At 47.8% G+C, this 19,556-nt stretch carries 18 protein-coding genes; 9 read left to right on the plus strand and 9 right to left on the minus strand.

Annotated elements, in window-relative coordinates; translation table 11 throughout:
- The 9 genes from fabZ to AC2204_RS17270 all read left to right on the plus strand — a co-directional run bounded on the left by fabZ (position 1) and on the right by AC2204_RS17270 (position 11,116).
- On the plus strand, positions 1-453 hold the full coding sequence (gene fabZ, locus AC2204_RS17230; RefSeq protein ID WP_318926909.1) for a 3-hydroxyacyl-ACP dehydratase FabZ: 453 nt from the start codon (positions 1-3) through the stop codon (positions 451-453).
- A complete protein-coding gene (gene lpxA, locus AC2204_RS17235) occupies positions 453-1,241 on the plus strand; it encodes an acyl-ACP--UDP-N-acetylglucosamine O-acyltransferase (RefSeq protein ID WP_318926910.1) in 789 nt (262 codons plus the stop codon). The genes fabZ and lpxA overlap by 1 nt, the downstream gene beginning before the upstream one ends.
- Position 1,242: 1 nt before the next feature.
- A complete protein-coding gene (gene lpxB / locus AC2204_RS17240; RefSeq protein WP_318926911.1) occupies positions 1,243-2,400 on the plus strand; it encodes a lipid-A-disaccharide synthase in 1,158 nt (385 codons plus the stop codon).
- 10 nt (positions 2,401-2,410) lie between these two features.
- Positions 2,411-3,016, plus strand: a complete 606-nt coding sequence (gene rnhB / locus AC2204_RS17245; protein ID WP_318926912.1) for a ribonuclease HII — start codon at positions 2,411-2,413, stop codon at positions 3,014-3,016.
- A gap of 134 nt (positions 3,017-3,150) precedes the next feature.
- Complete coding sequence (gene dnaE, locus AC2204_RS17250) at positions 3,151-6,630, plus strand: DNA polymerase III subunit alpha (RefSeq protein ID WP_318926934.1); 3,480 nt, start codon at positions 3,151-3,153, stop codon at positions 6,628-6,630.
- 50 nt (positions 6,631-6,680) lie between these two features.
- The gene (gene accA / locus AC2204_RS17255) at positions 6,681-7,640 is read left to right on the plus strand and encodes an acetyl-CoA carboxylase carboxyl transferase subunit alpha (protein WP_318926913.1); all 960 of its coding nucleotides are present in this window, start codon (positions 6,681-6,683) and stop codon (positions 7,638-7,640) included.
- Between the two features lie 189 nt (positions 7,641-7,829).
- Positions 7,830-9,137 (plus strand): tRNA lysidine(34) synthetase TilS, encoded by a 1,308-nt coding sequence (tilS, locus tag AC2204_RS17260; protein WP_318926935.1) that lies wholly within the window; start codon positions 7,830-7,832, stop codon positions 9,135-9,137.
- 66 nt (positions 9,138-9,203) lie between these two features.
- Positions 9,204-9,515, plus strand: coding sequence for a c-type cytochrome (locus AC2204_RS17265; protein ID WP_318926914.1), 312 nt, complete (start codon positions 9,204-9,206; stop codon positions 9,513-9,515).
- 251 nt (positions 9,516-9,766) lie between these two features.
- Positions 9,767-11,116: a sodium-dependent transporter gene (locus AC2204_RS17270; RefSeq protein ID WP_318926915.1), complete on the plus strand. Its 1,350-nt coding sequence runs from the start codon at positions 9,767-9,769 to the stop codon at positions 11,114-11,116.
- A gap of 90 nt (positions 11,117-11,206) precedes the next feature.
- Here AC2204_RS17270 and AC2204_RS17275 read toward each other — a convergent pair whose 3' ends face one another.
- From AC2204_RS17275 to metN, 9 genes are all read right to left on the minus strand, one after another.
- Positions 11,207-11,395 (minus strand): DUF4250 domain-containing protein, encoded by a 189-nt coding sequence (locus AC2204_RS17275; RefSeq protein WP_318926916.1) that lies wholly within the window; start codon positions 11,393-11,395, stop codon positions 11,207-11,209.
- Between the two features lie 3 nt (positions 11,396-11,398).
- Entirely contained in the window at positions 11,399-11,602 is a 204-nt protein-coding gene (locus tag AC2204_RS17280; RefSeq protein WP_318926917.1) for a YaeP family protein, read from the minus strand.
- 185 nt (positions 11,603-11,787) lie between these two features.
- On the minus strand, positions 11,788-12,642 hold the full coding sequence (locus AC2204_RS17285) for a GGDEF domain-containing protein (protein WP_318926918.1): 855 nt from the start codon (positions 12,640-12,642) through the stop codon (positions 11,788-11,790).
- Between the two features lie 93 nt (positions 12,643-12,735).
- Positions 12,736-13,860 (minus strand): patatin-like phospholipase family protein, encoded by a 1,125-nt coding sequence (locus AC2204_RS17290; protein ID WP_318926919.1) that lies wholly within the window; start codon positions 13,858-13,860, stop codon positions 12,736-12,738.
- A 303-nt stretch (positions 13,861-14,163) separates the two neighbouring features.
- Positions 14,164-15,879: a proline--tRNA ligase gene (locus AC2204_RS17295; protein WP_318926920.1), complete on the minus strand. Its 1,716-nt coding sequence runs from the start codon at positions 15,877-15,879 to the stop codon at positions 14,164-14,166.
- Between the two features lie 92 nt (positions 15,880-15,971).
- Positions 15,972-16,673, minus strand: coding sequence for a tRNA (N6-threonylcarbamoyladenosine(37)-N6)-methyltransferase TrmO (gene tsaA, locus AC2204_RS17300; protein ID WP_318926921.1), 702 nt, complete (start codon positions 16,671-16,673; stop codon positions 15,972-15,974).
- Positions 16,674-16,820: 147 nt separating this feature from the next.
- Positions 16,821-17,636 (minus strand): methionine ABC transporter substrate-binding lipoprotein MetQ, encoded by an 816-nt coding sequence (metQ, locus tag AC2204_RS17305; RefSeq protein WP_318926922.1) that lies wholly within the window; start codon positions 17,634-17,636, stop codon positions 16,821-16,823.
- 69 nt (positions 17,637-17,705) lie between these two features.
- Complete coding sequence (locus AC2204_RS17310; RefSeq protein WP_318926923.1) at positions 17,706-18,392, minus strand: methionine ABC transporter permease; 687 nt, start codon at positions 18,390-18,392, stop codon at positions 17,706-17,708.
- On the minus strand, positions 18,382-19,416 hold the full coding sequence (metN, locus tag AC2204_RS17315) for a methionine ABC transporter ATP-binding protein MetN (RefSeq protein ID WP_318926924.1): 1,035 nt from the start codon (positions 19,414-19,416) through the stop codon (positions 18,382-18,384). The genes AC2204_RS17310 and metN overlap by 11 nt, the downstream gene beginning before the upstream one ends.
- Positions 19,417-19,556: the final 140 nt, after the last annotated feature.

The raw sequence follows: 19,556 nt of genomic DNA on the forward strand, positions 1-19,556 counted from the left end.
TTGACCAGCGAAAACAAAACGCTAAATATCACAGAAATTCAAGAGCTTCTTCCACATCGTTATCCGTTCTTAATGATTGATCGAGTAACGGATTATGATGAGGGTAAGACCTTAACTGCCATTAAAAATGTTTCCGTGAATGAGCCTCAGTTTACCGGTCATTTTCCAAAAATGCCGATCTTCCCTGGTGTGATGATTCTGGAAGCAATGGCACAGGCGACGGGCCTCCTGGCATTTAAAACCTTTGGTGCGCCAACTGAAAATGAGCTGTATTACTTTGCTAGCATTGATAAGGCTAAGTTCCGTAAGCCTGTTGTGCCGGGTGATCAGCTGGTTATCGACGTTGAATTCCTGAAAGAACGTCGCGGCATTGCTATGTTTAATGGTGTCGCGAAAGTTGATGGCGAAGTGGTTTGCTCTGCTGAACTAAAATGCGCAAGGCGAGAATTCTAATGATCCACGAAACTGCACAAATTCACCCATCCGCAATTGTGGAAGATGGGGCAATTATTGGCGCTAACGTAAAAGTTGGTCCATTTAGTTATATTGGTGCTGACGTAGAAATCGGCGAAAGCACTGAGATTATGTCGCACGTTGTGGTGAAAGGCCCAACCAAGATTGGTCGCGAAAACCGTATTTTCCAGTTCGCTTCAATTGGTGAAGAGTGTCAGGATCTGAAATACGCGGGTGAACCGACGCGCCTTGAAATCGGTGACCGCAACACAATTCGTGAAAGCGTAACCATGCACCGTGGTACAACCCAGGATAATGGCATTACCCAAGTGGGCAACGATAACCTGTTCATGATTAATGCTCACGTTGCCCATGACTGTATGATTGGCGACCGCTGTATTTTTGCCAATAATGCGACGCTTGCGGGTCACGTTACGATAGGTAATCAAGCCATTATCGGCGGCATGTCAGCGATCCACCAGTTCTGCACCATCGGCTCTCACTGCATGCTGGGTGGTGGTTCTATTGTGGTTCAAGATGTCCCGCCGTATGTGATGGCGCAAGGTAACCACTGTGCCCCTTTCGGCATAAATGTCGAAGGTCTGAAGCGACGTGGTTTTGAAAAGGCAGAGATCAAAGCGATCCGCGCCGTGTACAAAGCCCTGTATCGTTCCGGTAAGACACTGGCGGAAGTCAAACCTGAAATCGAAGAAATGGCAAAAGATCATCCGTCTTTGGATCTGTTTGTCGAGTTCTTCGAAAAATCGACGCGCGGTATCATTCGCTAATATGACGAAGCCACTTCGGATAGGAATTGTCGCCGGAGAAATTTCCGGCGATATTTTAGGTGCCGGTTTTATCCGTGCCGTTAAAGCACAATACCCGGATGCTGAATTTGTGGGTGTTGCCGGTCCTCGTATGGAAGCAGAGGGCTGTGAAGCGCTGTTTGATATGGAAGAGCTGGCCGTGATGGGTATTGTGGAAGTGTTAGGTCGTCTGCCGCGCTTGTTCAAAGTGAAGGCTGAGCTGGTCAAGTACTTCTCTGATAATCCGCCCGACGTCTTTGTCGGCATTGACGCGCCTGATTTCAATCTGCGTTTAGAGCTGGATTTGAAACGCCAGGGGATTAAAACCGTTCATTATGTCAGTCCATCGGTATGGGCCTGGCGTCAGAAGCGTATTTTCAAAATTGAAGCCGCGACCAATTTGGTTCTGGCTTTTTTGCCTTTCGAAAAAGCGTTTTACGATAAATTCAACGTGCCGTGCGAATTTGTTGGCCACACGATGGCCGATGCGATCCCTTTGCAGACCGATCAACGGGCAGCCCGCGAGTTACTCAACCTTACTGACAGTCGTTATAGCGCGACGAAACGATGGTTAGCCGTGTTGCCAGGCAGTCGTGGCGGGGAGATGGCGATGCTTGCGGCCCCTTTCATTGAAACCTGTAAGCTGCTTAAGCACAAGCATCCGGATCTTGGTTTTGTGGTGGCGTTAGTGAACCCAAAGCGTCGGGAGCAATTTGAACAAGCCTGGCAGGAAACCGCCCCCGAGCTGGATTTTGTGCTGGTAGATGATACCGCCCGTAATGTCATGATCGCCTCTGATGCGGTATTGCTGGCATCGGGTACCGTCGCGCTGGAATGCATGCTGGTGAAACGTCCGATGGTGGTGGGCTATAAAGTGAAGGCGCTGACAGCCTGGCTAATGCGTCGGATGCTGAAAACCAAGTATGTCTCTCTGCCAAATATTTTGGCAGATCGGCAACTGGTCCCTGAGTTACTGCAAGAAGACTGCGTTCCCGAGAAGTTGTTTGAACGCGTCGACCATTATTTATCGGCGGATAATACCGCTCTGATGGCCGAATTTTCTCGCATGCATCAATGGATAAAATGTGACGCTGATAAGCAAGCCGCCCAGGCGGTATTGTCGTTGATTGATAAAGCTTGAGCTAAGAGTAATGACGAAAGATTTTGAACCGTTTGAATACCCGCAAGCCCAACTGATTGCCGGGGTTGATGAAGTCGGCCGCGGGCCGCTAGTCGGCGCGGTCGTAACCGCTGCGGTGATCCTGGATCCGAGCAATCCGATTGATGGCTTAACCGATTCTAAGAAGCTGAGTGAGAAAAAACGTAATCTGCTGTTTGATGAGATCAAAGAGAAAGCATTAGCTTGGTCACTCGGTCGCTGTGAACCGGAAGAAATTGACCAGCTCAACATTTTGCAGGCGACGATGGTGGCGATGCAACGCGCCGTTGCGGATCTGCCGGTACAACCTGACTATGTGTTAGTTGACGGTAACAAAATTCCACCGTTGCCGATGGCGGCTCAGGCGGTGGTTAAAGGTGATTTACGGGTGGCTGAAATCAGTGCGGCATCAATTATCGCCAAAGTAACACGTGATCGCGAAATGGAAGCGCTTGACGCTTTGCACCCTGAGTATGGTTTTGCCAAGCACAAGGGCTACCCGACCAAAGCGCACTTTGAAGCCTTAGAGCAATATGGGGTTATTGAGCAACACCGTAAGAGCTTTAAGCCAGTTAAACGCATTCTGGGTATCGACTGATTTCCTCGTTGAGTGCATCTATGCTGCTGGCTTAATGGTCGTTCGTTTTATCATTAAGCCACTCTCGGTGATGATTGCAGTCCTTTAGGCTATAATCATTGCTTCAAATTAAGAACGTATCAAATCTGGTTGTCATGGCTGAACCTCGCTTTATTCATCTTCGTATTCACAGTGACTTTTCTATGGTTGATGGTCTGTCAAAAGTACCGCCATTAGTCAAAAAAGTTGCCGAACTGGGTATGCCTGCAATGGCATTAACCGACTTCACTAACTTGTGCGGTTTGGTGAAATTCTACTTTGCAGCACATGGTGCCGGAATGAAGCCCATCATTGGTGCTGATTTTAAAGTTCAGTCTGAAGAGCTGGAAAATGATCTCTGTGATCTGACAATATTGGCTGCCGATAATGACGGTTATCAGAACCTGACAATGCTGATATCGAAAGCGTATCTGCGCGGTCATGTTCAGCACTTGCCTGTCATCGATAAAGAATGGCTGGCTGAGCATAAAAAGGGATTGATCCTGCTGTCGGGCGGCAAGAGTGGTGATGTCGGTAAGGCGCTGCTGAAAGGAAACCAAACCGTCGTTAACCGCTGCGTCGAGTTTTATCAGACCCACTTTCCTGACTGTTATTACCTCGAGCTGGTGCGAACGGGACGCGCCGATGAGGATGCTTACCTGCACTTTGCGGTTGAGCTGGCCGAACAAGCCGAACTGCCAGTAGTGGCAACCAATGATGTGAGGTTTATTTCTCCTGAGCAGTTTGATGCCCATGAAATTCGGGTCGCGATCCATGACGGTTATACCATGGTGGATCCGAACCGGCCTAAACTGTATAGCGAACAACAGTATTTACGTACCGAAGAAGAAATGTGCGAGCTGTTTGCCGACATTCCTGAAGCGCTGGAAAATAGCGTTGAAATCGCTAAGCGCTGTAATGTCACGGTACGTCTGGGTGAATATTTCCTGCCTAACTTCCCTACTGGTGATTTGAGTACAGAAGATTTCTTAGTCGTAAAATCCCGGGAAGGTTTAGAGCAACGCTTAGCATTTCTCTTTCCTGATGATGCGGTACGTACTGAGCGCCGCCCTGAATACGACGAGCGCCTAGAGATAGAACTCGAAGTGATCAATCAGATGGGGTTCCCCGGTTATTTCCTGATCGTAATGGAGTTTATGCAGTGGTCAAGAGATAACGACGTACCGGTAGGTCCGGGCCGTGGTTCCGGTGCCGGCTCATTGGTGGCTTATGCGTTGGGTATCACCGATCTTGATCCGCTGGAATTTGACTTACTGTTCGAACGTTTCTTGAACCCGGAACGTGTTTCCATGCCCGATTTCGATATCGATTTCTGTATGGATAAACGTGATTTGGTTATTGATCACGTCGCTGAAATTTATGGCCGCGATGCGGTTTCGCAGATCATCACTTTCGGTACCATGGCGGCCAAAGCGGTGATCCGTGATGTGGGACGCGTGCTTGGTCACCCGTATGGCTTCGTCGACCGCATTTCAAAACTGATCCCTGCTGAACCCGGTATGACGCTGGCAAAGGCTTTTGATGCCGAACCGCAACTGGGTGAAGCGTATAATGCCGATGAAGAAGTTAAAGCTCTGATTGATATGTGTCGCATTCTTGAAGGTGTGACACGTAATGCCGGTAAACACGCGGGTGGTGTTGTTATTTCACCCACCACGATCACCGATTTTTCCCCGCTGTATTGCGATGCAGAAGGGGCAAACCCGGTTACCCAGTTTGATAAGAATGACGTTGAAACCGCAGGCTTGGTTAAGTTCGACTTCCTGGGGCTGCGAACTTTAACTATCATTGACTGGGCACTTGGCCTGATCAACCCTCGCCTTGAAGCTGAAGGCAAAGAGCCGGTTAATATTGCGGCTATTCCAATGGCGGATGCAAAATCGTTCGCCATGCTGCAGCGCTCAGAATCTACCGCGGTGTTCCAGTTGGAATCCCGAGGCATGAAAGATCTGATCAAACGTCTTCAGCCGGACTGCTTTGAAGATATGATCGCACTGGTTGCCTTGTTCCGACCTGGACCATTGCAATCGGGGATGGTAGATAACTTTATCGACCGTAAGCATGGCCGTGAGGCTGTCTCTTACCCTGATGAAAAATGGCAGCATGAATCACTGAAAGAGATCCTTGAGCCTACTTACGGCATCATCCTGTATCAGGAACAGGTCATGCAGATAGCTCAGGTTCTAGCGGGCTATACGCTCGGTGGCGCCGATATGCTTCGCCGTGCGATGGGTAAGAAAAAACCGGAAGAGATGGCTAAGCAGCGAGCTATTTTTGAAGAAGGCGCTATTAAAAACGGGGTTGATGGCGAGCTCTCGATGAAGATCTTCGATCTGGTTGAAAAGTTTGCTGGTTATGGTTTTAACAAGTCCCACTCCGCGGCCTATGCATTGGTTTCTTACCAGACGTTATATCTGAAAGCGCACTATCCTGCAGAGTTCATGGCGGCGGTAATGACGGCCGATATGGATAATACCGATAAAATTATTGGCTTGGTGGATGAATGCCATCGGATGAAACTGAAGCTGCTACCGCCTGATGTCAATAAAGGCCTGTATCGCTTTAATGTCGATGATCAGGGTGCCATAGTTTATGGTATTGGTGCAGTAAAAGGCGTCGGTGAAGGACCGATTGAAAATATCATTGAAGCACGTAAAAAAGATGGTCACTTCAAAGATCTGTTCGATTTCTGCGCCCGAATCGACACCAAGAAGGTTAATAAGCGAGTACTGGAAAAGCTGATAAAATCCGGTGCGATGGATCGTTTAGGCCCTAACCGTGCCACAATGATGGCAACGCTGAACGATGCGATTAAAGCTGCAGGCCAGCACCATCAGGCGGAAGCATTTGGTCAGGCTGATATGTTCGGTGTACTGACTGCTGCACCGGAAGAAGTGGAGCAGGCCTATGCCAACATTCCTGAATGGCCAGATAAAGTCTGGTTGGAAGGGGAGCGGGAAACCTTAGGGCTGTATTTAACCGGCCACCCGGTTAATGCCTATATCCCTGAACTGAAGCATTATACAACCTGGCGTTTGAAAGATGCCCACCCAACCAGCCGTGATAAAGTGGCGTCTGTGGCGGGGTTGGTGATTGCGGCGCGAGTGATGACCACCAAGCGCGGTACCCGTATTGGTCTGATGACGCTAGATGACCGTTCGGGCCGGATGGAAGTAATGCTTTTCTCTGATGCGTTAGAACGCTATCTTGATTTGCTGGAAAAAGATAAAATATTAGTGGTTTCTGGACAGGTCAGCTTTGATGATTTCAATGGTGGCCTTAAAATGTCAGCCAGAGAAGTACTGGATATCTCAGAAGCCAGAGAAAAGCACCTGAGAAGTCTTGCTATCTCAGTGACTGAGAAGCAAGTTGATGAACAATTTTTTGCGCGCTTCAGCCAAGTGCTGGAGCCTCACCGGGCAGGTACAGTACCTGTCAATGTGTATTATCAGCGCTCGAATGCACGTGCCAAACTCACTTTAGGGACAGAATGGCGTATTACGCCAACAGATCAGTTAATTTTTGATCTCAAAGCCTTACTGGGTGAGAAGCAAGTCGAGCTTGAATTTAATTAATTTAGCCTATGTTTGTACAGATAATCATGGGCAAAAGGATTTAAAGTGGTATGAGCCTGAACTTCCTCGAATTTGAACAACCGATTGCAGAATTAGAAGCAAAAATTGAAGCCTTACGTGATGTGTCACGTCGTGATGAATCGGCATCGGTTGATTTAGATAAAGAAATTGGACTGCTGGAAAAGAAAAGCCTGGAGCTCACGAAAAAGATCTTTGGTGATTTAGGTGCATGGCAGGTGGCTCAACTAGCCCGTCATCCGCAGCGTCCATATGTTTTTGATTACATTGAGCACATCTTTACTGAGTTTGATGAACTGGCTGGTGATCGTGCTTTTGCCGATGATAAAGCACTGGTTGGCGGGATTGCACGTCTTGATGGTCGCCCTGTAATGGTGATTGGTCATCAGAAAGGCCGCGACACCAAAGAGAAGGTATTCCGAAATTTTGGTATGCCAAAACCGGAAGGTTACCGTAAAGCACTGCGCCTGATGAAAATGGCAGAGCGTTTTAAAATGCCAATCATCACTTTCATCGATACTGCAGGTGCTTATCCTGGTGTCGGTGCAGAAGAGCGTGGTCAGTCAGAAGCGATCGCAACCAACCTTAAGTATATGGCTGGCTTAACCGTTCCCGTGATCTGTAATGTGGTCGGTGAAGGTGGCTCTGGTGGCGCCTTGGCAATTGGGGTGGGTGACTGCGTCAATATGCTGCAATACTCTACCTATTCAGTGATTTCGCCAGAAGGCTGTGCGTCTATCTTATGGCGCGATTCAGATAAAGCCCCTCAGGCTGCTGAAGCTATGGGGCTGACGGCCCAGCGTCTGAAGGAGCTTGAGCTTATTGATTCGATAATTGAAGAGCCACTAGGCGGTGCACACCGTAATTTAGTGGCAATGTCGGCGTCACTGAAAGCTCAGCTGTTGGCTAATCTGGCTGAACTTGAAGCGTTTGATACGGATGAGCTGCTAGAGCGCCGTTATCAGCGTCTGATGAGCTACGGTTACTGCTAGATGTAGCGGCGAGCTAAACCGCGACATTGATGTCAGAATAGAACGCTAAAGCGGGTCAACTTAGGTTGGCCCGCTTTTTTATTGGGTTTTGTCAGGCGCGGTTGATTGGTATTATTGAAACACATTCCATTGATCAGATAATTAATGGATTTGGTATGGCTCATTCCTAACAAGGCGAACTCATTTACCATGCTTTATTCTCAGCTGTCGGCATGCCTGCAAGCACATGCCCCTCGCTCCAAACGCTTTATTCTCGCGTTAAGCGGCGGGTTGGATTCTCGGGTGCTGTTGCATTTAATGGGGCGTTTCATCAGGCAGTATCCGCACTATCAATGCCTGGCTGTGCATGTTCATCATGGTTTAAGTGCCAATGCCGATACATGGTCGCAGCGCTGCCAGCAATGGGCACAGGAAGAAGGTATCGAGTGCCAGATAGAATCTGTCACCCTGACGCTGGGAAATCGGATAAGCGTCGAGCAGCAGGCCAGGGAGCAGCGTTATCTGGCACTAGCTAGGCATGTGCAGCCTCACGATGCTTTACTAACGGCCCAGCATGCTGATGATCAGCTTGAAACCTTTCTGCTGGCATTGAAGCGCGGCAGTGGTCCGGCGGGACTGGCTTCCATGCCTGTTCATACCGTATTTGCCGCCGGTTGTCACCTGCGTCCGTTACTGCACGCCAGTCGCCAGGAGATCCTGAGCTATGGCACAGAACACCAGCTGAGCTGGGTCGAAGATGAGAGTAATCAGGATCAGCGTTATGATCGTAATTTTCTCCGTCATCAAATCACGCCCCGCTTACTGGAACGCTGGCCTGGCATGCGCAAAGCCGTAGTGCGCAGTGCAGCGCTATGCGGTGAACAAGAATCGCTTTTGCGTGAATTACTTGCCACCCAGTTGGCGGGTGCACTACATTCAGATCATAGTTTAATTATTGGCGCGTTAGGAACCGAACGTATGGGTAAGCAACTTATTCGCCAGTGGTTAAGTGGTTTTGATGTCAGTATGCCCTCTCAGGCTCAGCTAGAACAGATTTGGCACTCTGTTGTACGGGCGCAAGATGATGCCAATCCGCAACTTTGCTGGCACAACCATCAGCTCCGCCGTTATAAGCAGCGGCTGTATATTGTCGATCAGTGGCCTGATATCAGTGACTGGTCTCAGGTATGCGACATTGACCAGGTTTATCCGTTACCGCAAGGGCTCGGTACCATCTCTCTGCGTCATTCTGCTCAGGGTATATTGCGTCTGCCACAGGATGGCGAGGTAGTATCGGTGCGATTTGAGCCGGAAGGGCTTGAGGTGAAACCACAAGGGCGAGTGGGTAAGCGTAAATTGAAAAAACTGTTTCAGGAATATGGTATCCCGAGCTGGAATCGGCGACGTACTCCATTGATCTTTTACGGTGAGCACTTAGCGGCCGTGGCTGGATTATTTAGTGTTGAAGGGTTTGCCGGTCAGGATTGTGAGCTGGATTGGCAGTATGGTACATCTTAAGTGCATTATGTATATAAAAGGTGCACAATTCGTTATGAAGATTATAACAATATTAAAGAGGACGATATGAAGAAAGTTCTTGCGTTTGCAATGTTAGCCGCAGTGATCTCATCCCCTGCCATGGCCGCTGGCGATCCTGTCGCAGGGAAAGCCAAAGCCGCGATTTGTGCCGCCTGCCATGGTGTCGACGGTATCGCCATGATCCCCGGTTACCCTAATTTGAAAGGCCAGAACGAACAGTATCTGGTGAGTGCATTAAAAGCGTATAAAAATAAACAGCGCAATGGCGGAATGTCGATGGTGATGCAGCCACAGGCATCGATGTTAAGTGATGATGATATCGCCAATGTCGCGGCGTATTTCTCGCAGCTAAAATAGTCATGACTGACTTCTTTACTCTCGAACCAACAATGCCGAGCTGAATCGCTGTCACTGATAAATTGAGCCGTCATCTGCATTATATGCAGTTGGCGGCTTTTTTTGCATCGATCATGTCGGGTAGTGCGATATTTACAGCTGTCTGATTACTATTTGTCCAGTTGGTTTTCCTGCTATTGCTTATGATGACGGCAGGTATTATTGTACTAGCACGCTGATACGATGATTTTGTAAAGACATGAGTGCGGATAATGGCTGGAAATAGAGAACATTTTGGTTCAAGAGTAGGATTTGTGCTGGCGGCAGCCGGAGCAGCTGTCGGGTTAGGGAACATTTGGGGCTTTCCGACTCAGGCTGCCAGTAATGGTGGTGGTGCGTTTGTACTGGTGTATCTTTTTATGATCCTGGTGGTCGCTTTTCCGATGCTGGTCGCTGAAATGGCGATTGGCCGTCATGGTCAGGCCAATCCTATCGATAGTATGCGTAGCCTGTCTGATAATCCGCTGGCGAAAAAAGCCGGGGCAATGGTTGGCTGCATTGGCTTGGTTGTACCATGTTTAGTTCTGGCTTTTTACAGTATTGTCGCCGGCTGGTTGATCACCTTTATGTTTGCAGCTGTAACCGATATTTTAGGTTTTGAATCAGCCTCCGCATGGCTGAAAGAGTTTTCTGTTTTACGAAATCTCTTCGGTGCAATCATTTTTTATATACTGACTATTTTGATTGTCCAAAGCGGAGTTAAGCAAGGCATTGAAAAATGGTCAACACGCCTAATGCCGGCGCTGTTTGCGCTGTTTGGTTTAATGTTCCTTTACATCATGACCCAAGATGGCGCAATGGAGGGGTTGAAGCATTTTATTATTCCTGACTTTAGCAAAATCTTCGATCGCCGATTATTGCTTGCTGCAATGGGACAAGGCTTCTTCTCGCTGACCATAGGTGGCTGTTCAATGCTGATCTATGGCTCATACCTGAGTAAGAAAGAGAACCTGCCTAAAATGGCACTGAGCGTCACATTAGTTGATACCGCCGTTGCGATTATTGCCGGTATGGTGGTAATGCCGGCCATGTTTGTTGCGATGCAAAAAGGCGTGGCTATTTATGCCGAGGATGGCTCACTACTGAGTTCAGATACTCTGGTGTTTACGGTACTTCCGATGCTGTTTGATAGCTTGGGCTTTGTCGGTGAGCTGCTGGCACTCGTGTTCTTTGTGTTGATGACGATAGCAGCGCTGACTTCGTCCATTTCGATGTTGGAATGTCCGGTATCGCTGGTGAGTGAACGCTTTAATACCCGTCGAAAACCAACCAGCTGGGTACTAGGGGCAGTCATTGCGATTTTCAGTGTTGTGATTATCTTTAATTTCGGTGAGATGTTTGGTTTAGTGGCAACAATCGCCACACAGTATTTCCAGCCAGTAGCGGCATTGCTGTTCACTCTGTTTGCCGGTTGGGTGTGGTCTCGCAATAGTAAGCTCAAAGAGCTGAGTGCGGGATGCCCGGATCTTGAAAACAGTTTGTTCTGGAAGATTTGGCCGCTATACCTGAAAGTGGTTTGTCCTGTCTTCGTTGCAACAGTGCTATGGGCTTCATTTTCTTAATGGATTGATCCCTTCACGGGTAAATAAAAGAGATAAGAAAACGGAAGCCATTGGCTTCCGTTTTTTGTCTGTGTCGTGAAAGTTATCGGCTTATCGAAACTGCTTCGCTTGTGGTAAATAATCAAAACCTGCAGCCGCAAGGCGAGTGACGAGTGTCTCTTTATCAATTTCAAAGTAGCTAATCAAGCTGTCTAAATCACCAAATTCATCGCGAATTTTCATGTTCACAATGCTCATCAGCATAATGGGATCCATAGTTTGGTAGTTAGCTAAACTCATGACTCAATCCTCGTGATCACTCATTAATAAGTTAGCGGCCGCAAAGGCGGCGCGTTCACGAATATCTTTAGGTAACTCTTCATTACCGGCAATAAAATCTAACGTTTTAATCGCACAATGAATGGCATTCGGAATGTAGCCCAGTTCACCACCACCGATTTGCGCATAGATTTTACGGGTAAATTCACAGCATTCATGAACTTTCATGGTCTTTCCTTAAATCAATTAGTCTTCTAATTGGCTTTCGCTGAATAAGGGGAAAAGCGAATTGGAAGTCTTCTCAAAGCTGGGTTTATTTTCGCCGGGTTTATTAAAGAGAAGTTTATCAAGCTAACTATACATGGGGGAGTAAAAAATGAATATGGTTCAGGGTAAGGTTATTGGTAGGCCGTTTATTTATTGCGCTTTTGCTGATAGAGCTGGCGGTCGGCGCGATCAATCATGGAGGAGGTCGTATCACCTTTATTGTACTGGGCATAACCAAAAGAGGAACCGATTTTAAGGGTGCGCAGAGTTGCATCTTCAACGGTTAACTGCTGCACGCGCCTTGTGACTTTCTGTGCTGATTCCGCCGTTGCAGGCTGAAGGATAATAATAAATTCATCTCCGCCTATTCGGTAGCAACGGTCTGAAGCACGGACAGATTGCTTTAACACCGTAGCAAAGTGGCGGATCACCTTATCACCATCTAAATGACCAAAGCGATCATTGATTTGTTTGAAGTTATCCAGATCGAAGAGCAATAGAACCAGGCCGACATTTCTGCGCTCACTCATTGCGATGGCATGCTGTATGTCTTGCTCAAAGCTGGTACGGTTGCCAAGGCCGGATAAGTAGTCACGCATAGCCATATTTTTGACTTGGCGATATTCGAGCGCATTGGCGAGCGGACCGGCAAAAAGGCGGTGATAGGTATGGAGGAGGTTAATTTCGTCTTTGTCTAACTTGTAAGGGGTGCTGTATTGCAGTTTTCCGAGTTCATTGTCGCCAAAGCGAAGGACAAACGTTTGACGGAATTCGGTTGATTTTCCTCTGCGTATCAGGGTACAGGTATCATCAAGATCCCAAATCAGACGGCTGATATCGATCTGTTTTTCAATTTCACGGGTGAAAATCTCGAACAATAAGCCAAGCTCTAATTTTCCTTGTAGTTTTTGCAGCATTAGCAAGCGCTGATCGGCCCCAAGTGGCTTAGCCCTTGGTTTTCGCTCGTCTGCAAAAATTTTCTCCCAGAGAATCGGATCCATAACTGCGTCATAAAAATGCTAAGAGCTTAACTATAGGCAATTATTACGCCAAATCAACATTTAGATCTTTGTTTTATCAAGAATTCGTGGATTTTATTTAAGAAAATTGCGGAGGAGCGTCTCTTGTTCTAAAGCATCCTGATACCCCATATCGATCAGAGCATGAATATAGTCAGGTTCAAACAAGATATAACTGGTGATAGCGGCATCATCTCTGGGGCTGATCCCGGCCAATCGCATCAAAGCGCGGGGCATTGGTGGCATATGGCAATAGTATTTTTGCGCCAACGGTCCGAATGACTGGCTCGGTGACAAGTGAATATAGTCGACATTTTTTAGCTGTAAGCGTTGTTTCTCATGTTCCGGTAGGGCTTGAATTAACGTATTAGTACGAGACAAGTGCTCCAAGTCCGCCGTCATGGTATCGCTGAAAATGGTATCCATCAGGTGACCGCCCAGCGTTGCCAAACCAGGAGCTTTGGTATGATCCCTTTCACTGACCTTCTGGTTAATCAAATCAATAATAAGAATTTTGTCTGCGCCCATTTTTAATGACGGACGAAGAGGGGCGAGTTGGTGAATCGATCCGTCACCATAATAGGTCTGGCCAATACGGGTTGCTGGAAAAATAAGAGGGATCGCAGAAGAAGCCAGCAGATGTTCGGTGGTAATTAAGGCTCGCCGGCCTTTGGATTTAGCTCTATCCCATTCAGTCAGTTCATTTTGTCCCTGGAAAAAACTGACTGAGACTCCGCTTTTATAGCTCGATGCAGTGACTGATATTCCATGAAGGTTGCCGGCCAGAATTTGTTTTTCTAACCGTTCATAGTTATTGACCTGGTTTAGCAGCTGACGCAAAGGGCGGCTATTTAGCAGGCCAAAAGGCGGGCGTTCATGATAGCCGGCTTGTAATCGTGCAAACCATTGTTTAGCCAAGTAGCTTGTCATGCCATAAGGGCTGGCACTGAACACCTTTCTGCTATGTAATTGCGACCAGGTCGACTCCAGCTTTTTGACACCGAGGTGAAAGCAAGAGGCATAGCAGGCAATTGAAATCGCATTGATCGCGCCCGCTGACGTTCCACAATAGATGGAGAACGGGCTGTGGTGTACTCTGGGGTACCACTTAGCAATCGCCTTTAGTACTCCAACCTGGTAGGCCGCTCGTGCGCCACCACCTGTTAGTAATAAGCTGATTTTAGGCTTATCCTTTGCCATACAATCCGCCCTCTTGTCATGCTGCTACTTCATATAATAAACAGTGTTGGGAATGCTCATATACGCTTCTCGAATCCGCACTCAGTCGTTATGCAGGTCAAGGCGATTGTTATAATATTAATGTTTATTTACTATATAACTAAACGTAGTGGGTTGAATAACAAAATCTTTCTCTTCGTGCCGGCTCAGAAGATCTTTTTAGTCTTTACCGCTGTTGTGTTGAAAGCTAAACCGGCCCTAGTTAGCGGAAAATAAAAAGCCTCCGCGAGCGGGAGGCTTTAAAGTTTGAGGCGGTGCTGCGGGTTAATCTAGCTTTTGCTTAATCAGCTCGACGGCTTCAGCAACCGGGACGCCGACTTTGCTGCCATCGCGACGGTTTTTGTATTCGACTTCGCCATTTTCAAGGCTGCGGTTACCGATAACGATGGTGTGCGGAATACCGATTAGCTCCATGTCTTTAAACATGACGCCCGGGCGTTCTTTACGGTCATCAAACAAGACTTCGATGCCTGCTGCGGTAAGTTCAGCGTACAGTTTTTCTGCCGCCTCTTTCACTTCTTCAGACTTCGCCATGTTCATCGGAACGATAGCTACCTGGAACGGGGCAATAGCGGCTGGCCAGATAATACCGCTGTCATCGTTATTCTGCTCGATGGCTGCAGCCACAACACGGGTACAGCCAATACCGTAACAACCCATTTCCATGATGGTATTTTTACCATCCGGACCAAGCACGGCTGCGTTCATTGCAGTTGAATAGTTATTACCTAGCTGGAAGATATGACCCACTTCGATACCGCGTTTAAGCTGCAGGGTACCTTGACCACAAGGGCTTGGGTCGCCTTCAACAACGTTACGTAGATCTTCTACTTGACCCAGCTCAACATCACGACCCCAGTTAATACCGAAGTAGTGTTTATCGTCGATATTTGCACCTGCCCCAAAGTCACTCATGACGGCAACGGTACGATCAACGATGAATGGCAGTTTAAGACCAACAGGACCTAATGACCCCGGGCCTGCACCGATCAATGCACGGATTTCTTCTTCCGTTGCCATTTCTAGCGGAGATGCCACTTCTTTCAAGTTCTCTGCTTTGATTTCATTCAGCTCATGATCACCACGGATGATCAGCGCGATGATATCGGCATCGACTTCATCAGAGGCTTTAACAAACAGGGTTTTCACTGTCTTGTCGATAGCAATACCGTGCTGCTCTACAAGCTCTGCAATCGTTTTAGCATTTGGAGTATCAACCAGCGTCATTTCAGCCGTCGGTGCCGTACGCTCTGTTACGGGGGCAACGGCTTCTGCTTTTTCGATATTCGCGGCGTAGTCAGATTCAGTAGAGAAGGCAATTAAGTCTTCGCCGCTCTCGGCCAGTACGTGGAACTCGTGAGAGCCAGAACCACCGATAGAGCCGGTATCTGCCAGTACCGGACGGAAATCTAAGCCCATACGACTAAAGACGTTGCAGTACGCCTGGTGCATGATCTCGTAGGTTTCTATCAGGCTTTCTTTGTCCAGATGGAACGAATACGCATCTTTCATGATGAATTCACGAGAGCGCATGACCCCGAAACGCGGACGAACCTCATCACGGAATTTGGTCTGGATTTGGTACAGGTTCAAAGGAAGCTGTTTATAAGATTTCACTTCGTTGCGAACCATATCCGTGATCACTTCTTCGTGAGTCGGACCTAATACAAACGGACGGCCATGGCGGTCAGCGATACGAAGCAGCTCGGGACCAAATTTGTCCCAGCGACCAGTCTCCTGCCATAGATCAGAAGGCTGAACGACGGGCATAATCATTTCGACTGCACCGGCATTGTTCATTTCTTCGCGAACAATGTTTTCGACCTTACGCAGAACACGCAGACCTGTAGGTAGCCAGGTATAAAGACCTGAAGCCAGCTTACGGATCATACCTGCACGTAGCATTAGCTGGTGGCTAATAACTTCTGCGTCGTTTGGAGTCTCCTTCAGCGTGGAAAGAAGATATTTACTGGTACGCATTGATGGTATCCGTTGGTTGATGAATTTTAAGTGAAGGGCGATATATTAACAGCCTAAGGGCTTTTCGCCAAAGAGATCAATCGCTCGCGGGATTAATCACCAATAGATTCTAGCTTAGTCACCGTGACCTGTTCATCATTGACGGTAAATCTGACATTGAAGTTAAACAAGTGCACCGCATATTCCTTGCTGTCAGCTTTGTTTTTCTTATAAGCAGGGCGGGGATCTTGCGCCAATACCTCGGCAATCACGTTCTGCTGATAGCGACCATGCTTACCCTGCAGGTTCTTTATTGCAGCATCAGTGAAGATCACGCTCAGGGTCTCTGGCTGTTCTGAGGCAAAACCTCCCCGAGCATCAGGCAGGCTGTCGGAATATGGCACGTAGGGCTTGATATCAACAATCGGGGTGCCATCGACTAAGTCAACACCGCCGAGTTCGATGATCACATGGCCCTCTTGCTGGCGAATGCCTTTTAACTCAACCGCCGACATACCAATACCATTTGGGCGGAAAGTCGCACGACTGGCAAATACACCAATACGCTCGTTCCCCCCTAAGCGGGGAGGGCGAACGGTGGGCCGCCAACCGGCTTGCAGGTTCTGATCAAACAAAAATAGCAGCCACAAATGACTGAATTGTTCGATCCCCCTGACAGCTTCGAGAGCATTGGCTTCACCTTGCAGCACTATTTCAGAACGGGCACTGGGAACTAATCCCGGCTGGCGCGGTACGGCAAATTTTTCTTTGTAGGGTGAGCGAATAATGCCAATCGGCTCAATGTTGTATGACATAACGGTTTGGTCTTGTAATTAATGACAAGGAGTTGAGTGAACAAAACATACCATAAAAGTTCCGATGCGGCTTATGTGATAGAGCCGCATATAAAAAAGCCCCGGACGAATGTCCAGGACTTAGAGGGGATAAAGCTTGATTAAAGGTTACCAGCCTTTAACAACGCCGCCCTGGAAGATCTCTTGTGCCGCGGCGTAAACGGCTTCTGACTGATATGCCTTAACGAATGTTTTTACATTCTCTGCATTAACATTGTCTTCGCGGGCCACAATCAGGTTCACATATGGTGACTCTTTGTCTTCAACGAAGACACCGTCACGCTCAGGCGTTAAGTTGATGCTGCTGGCGTACGTTGTATTGATAATTGCTAGCTGTACATCTTCAAGAGAGCGCGGTAGCTGGGCGGCTTCCAGCTCAACAATATTGAGGTTCTTAGGGCTGCTTACGATATCTAATACTGTTGCTGTTAGGCCTGCACCTTCTTTTAGCTGAAGCAGACCTTGTTGCTGAAGTAGCAGCAGCGAGCGGCCAAGGTTGGTCGGATCATTCGGTACCGCAACCTGATCGCCATCTTTTAGCTCATCAATAGATTTGATTGTGTTTGAGTAGGCTGCGATCGGATACACAAAGGTGTTGCCCGCTACGGCAAACTTGTAACCACGGTCAGTAATTTGTTGATCAAGGTATGGCTTGTGCTGGAAGGCATTGATATCAATAGATCCTTCTTCAAGTGCCGCGTTAGGTGAAACGTAGTCAGAAAAAATGATCAGCTCAACATCCAGACCATACTTATCTTTTGCTTCTTTTGCTGCCACTTCGGCAACCTGTGCTTCGGCCCCTGTTATGACCCCGACTTTGATTTTATTTACATCAACAACGGCTTCTTTTTCGCCGCAACCGGTTAGAACCAAGGCCGATGCGAGACCTGCGGCAGCAAAAAGGTTCTTTAAATTAAATGTCATATTACTTCTCCTTAGAATGGGGTATTCCCTAAATGGTATTGCTAAAGTTTTACTTTTTAGAATCTTGGATTATCGGTGATCGACCCGTTTGACTAAGTGATCGCCAACAGATTGAATAAGCTGAACCAGAATGACCAGGATGACGACGGTGATCATCATGACGGAGCCATCAAAGCGTTGGTAGCCGTAACGAATACCCACATCACCTAAACCGCCACCTCCGACGGTGCCTGCCATTGCAGAATAGCTGACCAGTGTGACGAGTGTGATCGTGACGGCATTGATAATACCCGGCAGCGCTTCTGGTAACAGGACCTTAGTAATGATCTGCTTTGGTGTCGCCCCCATTGCCTGAGCTGCCTCAACCAGGCCAGATGGTACTTCCAGTAATGCCCCTTCAACCAGCCGCGCGATAAACGGAATAGCGCCTACGGCCAATGGAACAATCGCTGCCGCTGTACCGATAGAACTGCCGACGATAAAGCGGGTAAACGGAATAATGGCGACCAGCAGGATAATGAACGGAATCGAGCGGCCAATATTAACAACGGTTCCCAATGCTTTATTCAGGGTACGGTTTTCCAGTAGCCCGCCGTCTTTACTTAAGTGCAGCGCGACACCGAGAGGAATACCTAATGCAAAACCGATGATGCCGGATGCCAGTACCATGGTTAGGGTCTGGCCGAGTGCCTCGATGAGCAGGTAGGTCAGACGTTCATTGGTTAGCCACCAGTTGGCAATCGAATCAAGCCACATAACCTAATACCTCAACATTCACTTTATGATCACGCAGAAAAGCGATCGCTTGTTCTGCTGCTTGCTCTGTTCCCAAAAATTCGGCGAGCATCAGGCCAAATTTAACACCGCCCGCGTAGTCCATATCAGAACTCAGGATACTGATGTCGATATTAAACTCTCGTGCAACCTGGCTGATCAGCGGAGCATCAACAGAAGCTCCGGTAAACTCCAGGCGGATCAGAGGGTAGCTGCCGGTCACTCTTTCTGCGGTCATCCGCGCTTGATAATCGTCAGGAATGGATAAGTCTAACGTCGAGCGAATAAATTCACGCGCCAGGTCTGTTTTCGGGTGAGCAAAAATATCGCCGACCGGGCCTTTTTCTACCAGCTCACCATCACCAATAATAGCGACTTCGGCACAGATACTTTTAACTACGTCCATCTCATGGGTGATAAGCAGAATAGTCAGGTTCAGCTTGCGATTGATTTCTTTTAGCAGCTCGAGAATAGACTGGGTTGTTGCCGGATCCAGTGCACTGGTGGCTTCATCACAAAGTAAGACTTTAGGATCAGAGGCTAATGCACGGGCAATGGCGACGCGCTGTTTTTGACCGCCACTGAGATTGGATGGATAAGTGTCTCTTTTATCGGCCAAGCCAACCAGTTTAAGTAACTCGTCGACTTTCGTCGTGAGATCCGTTTTTGATGCTCCGGCCAGCTCTAACGGAAGTGCGATATTATCAAAGACGGTACGAGACGATAGCAGATTAAAGTGCTGGAAAATCATGCCAATTTTACGGCGAGCTAATGTGAGCTCCTGATTCGATAGCTGAGTAAGATCGACGCCATCAACAATAACATGGCCGCTGGTGGGCTTTTCCAGCAAATTTACGCAACGAATTAGCGTGCTTTTACCGGCACCTGAGGATCCGATCACCCCGAAAATGGTACCTTGCTCAATTGTTAGGTTGATATCGAGGAGGGCGTTTATGGCTCTCTCTCCCTGATAGAACACTTTATTGACTCTATTAATTTCTATCATCGAACTTCCTGAACTTAGATAAATCGATTAGTGTTTTTTGTTTTAATATTGTAATCGTTTGGTGTGAAAGGTTGATTTATATCATATTGTGTTGCTGTGATGCTAGGATGTCTAGACGGCCAAGTCAATAGCTATTTTTA

Source organism: Photobacterium sp. (genome assembly GCF_057456235.1).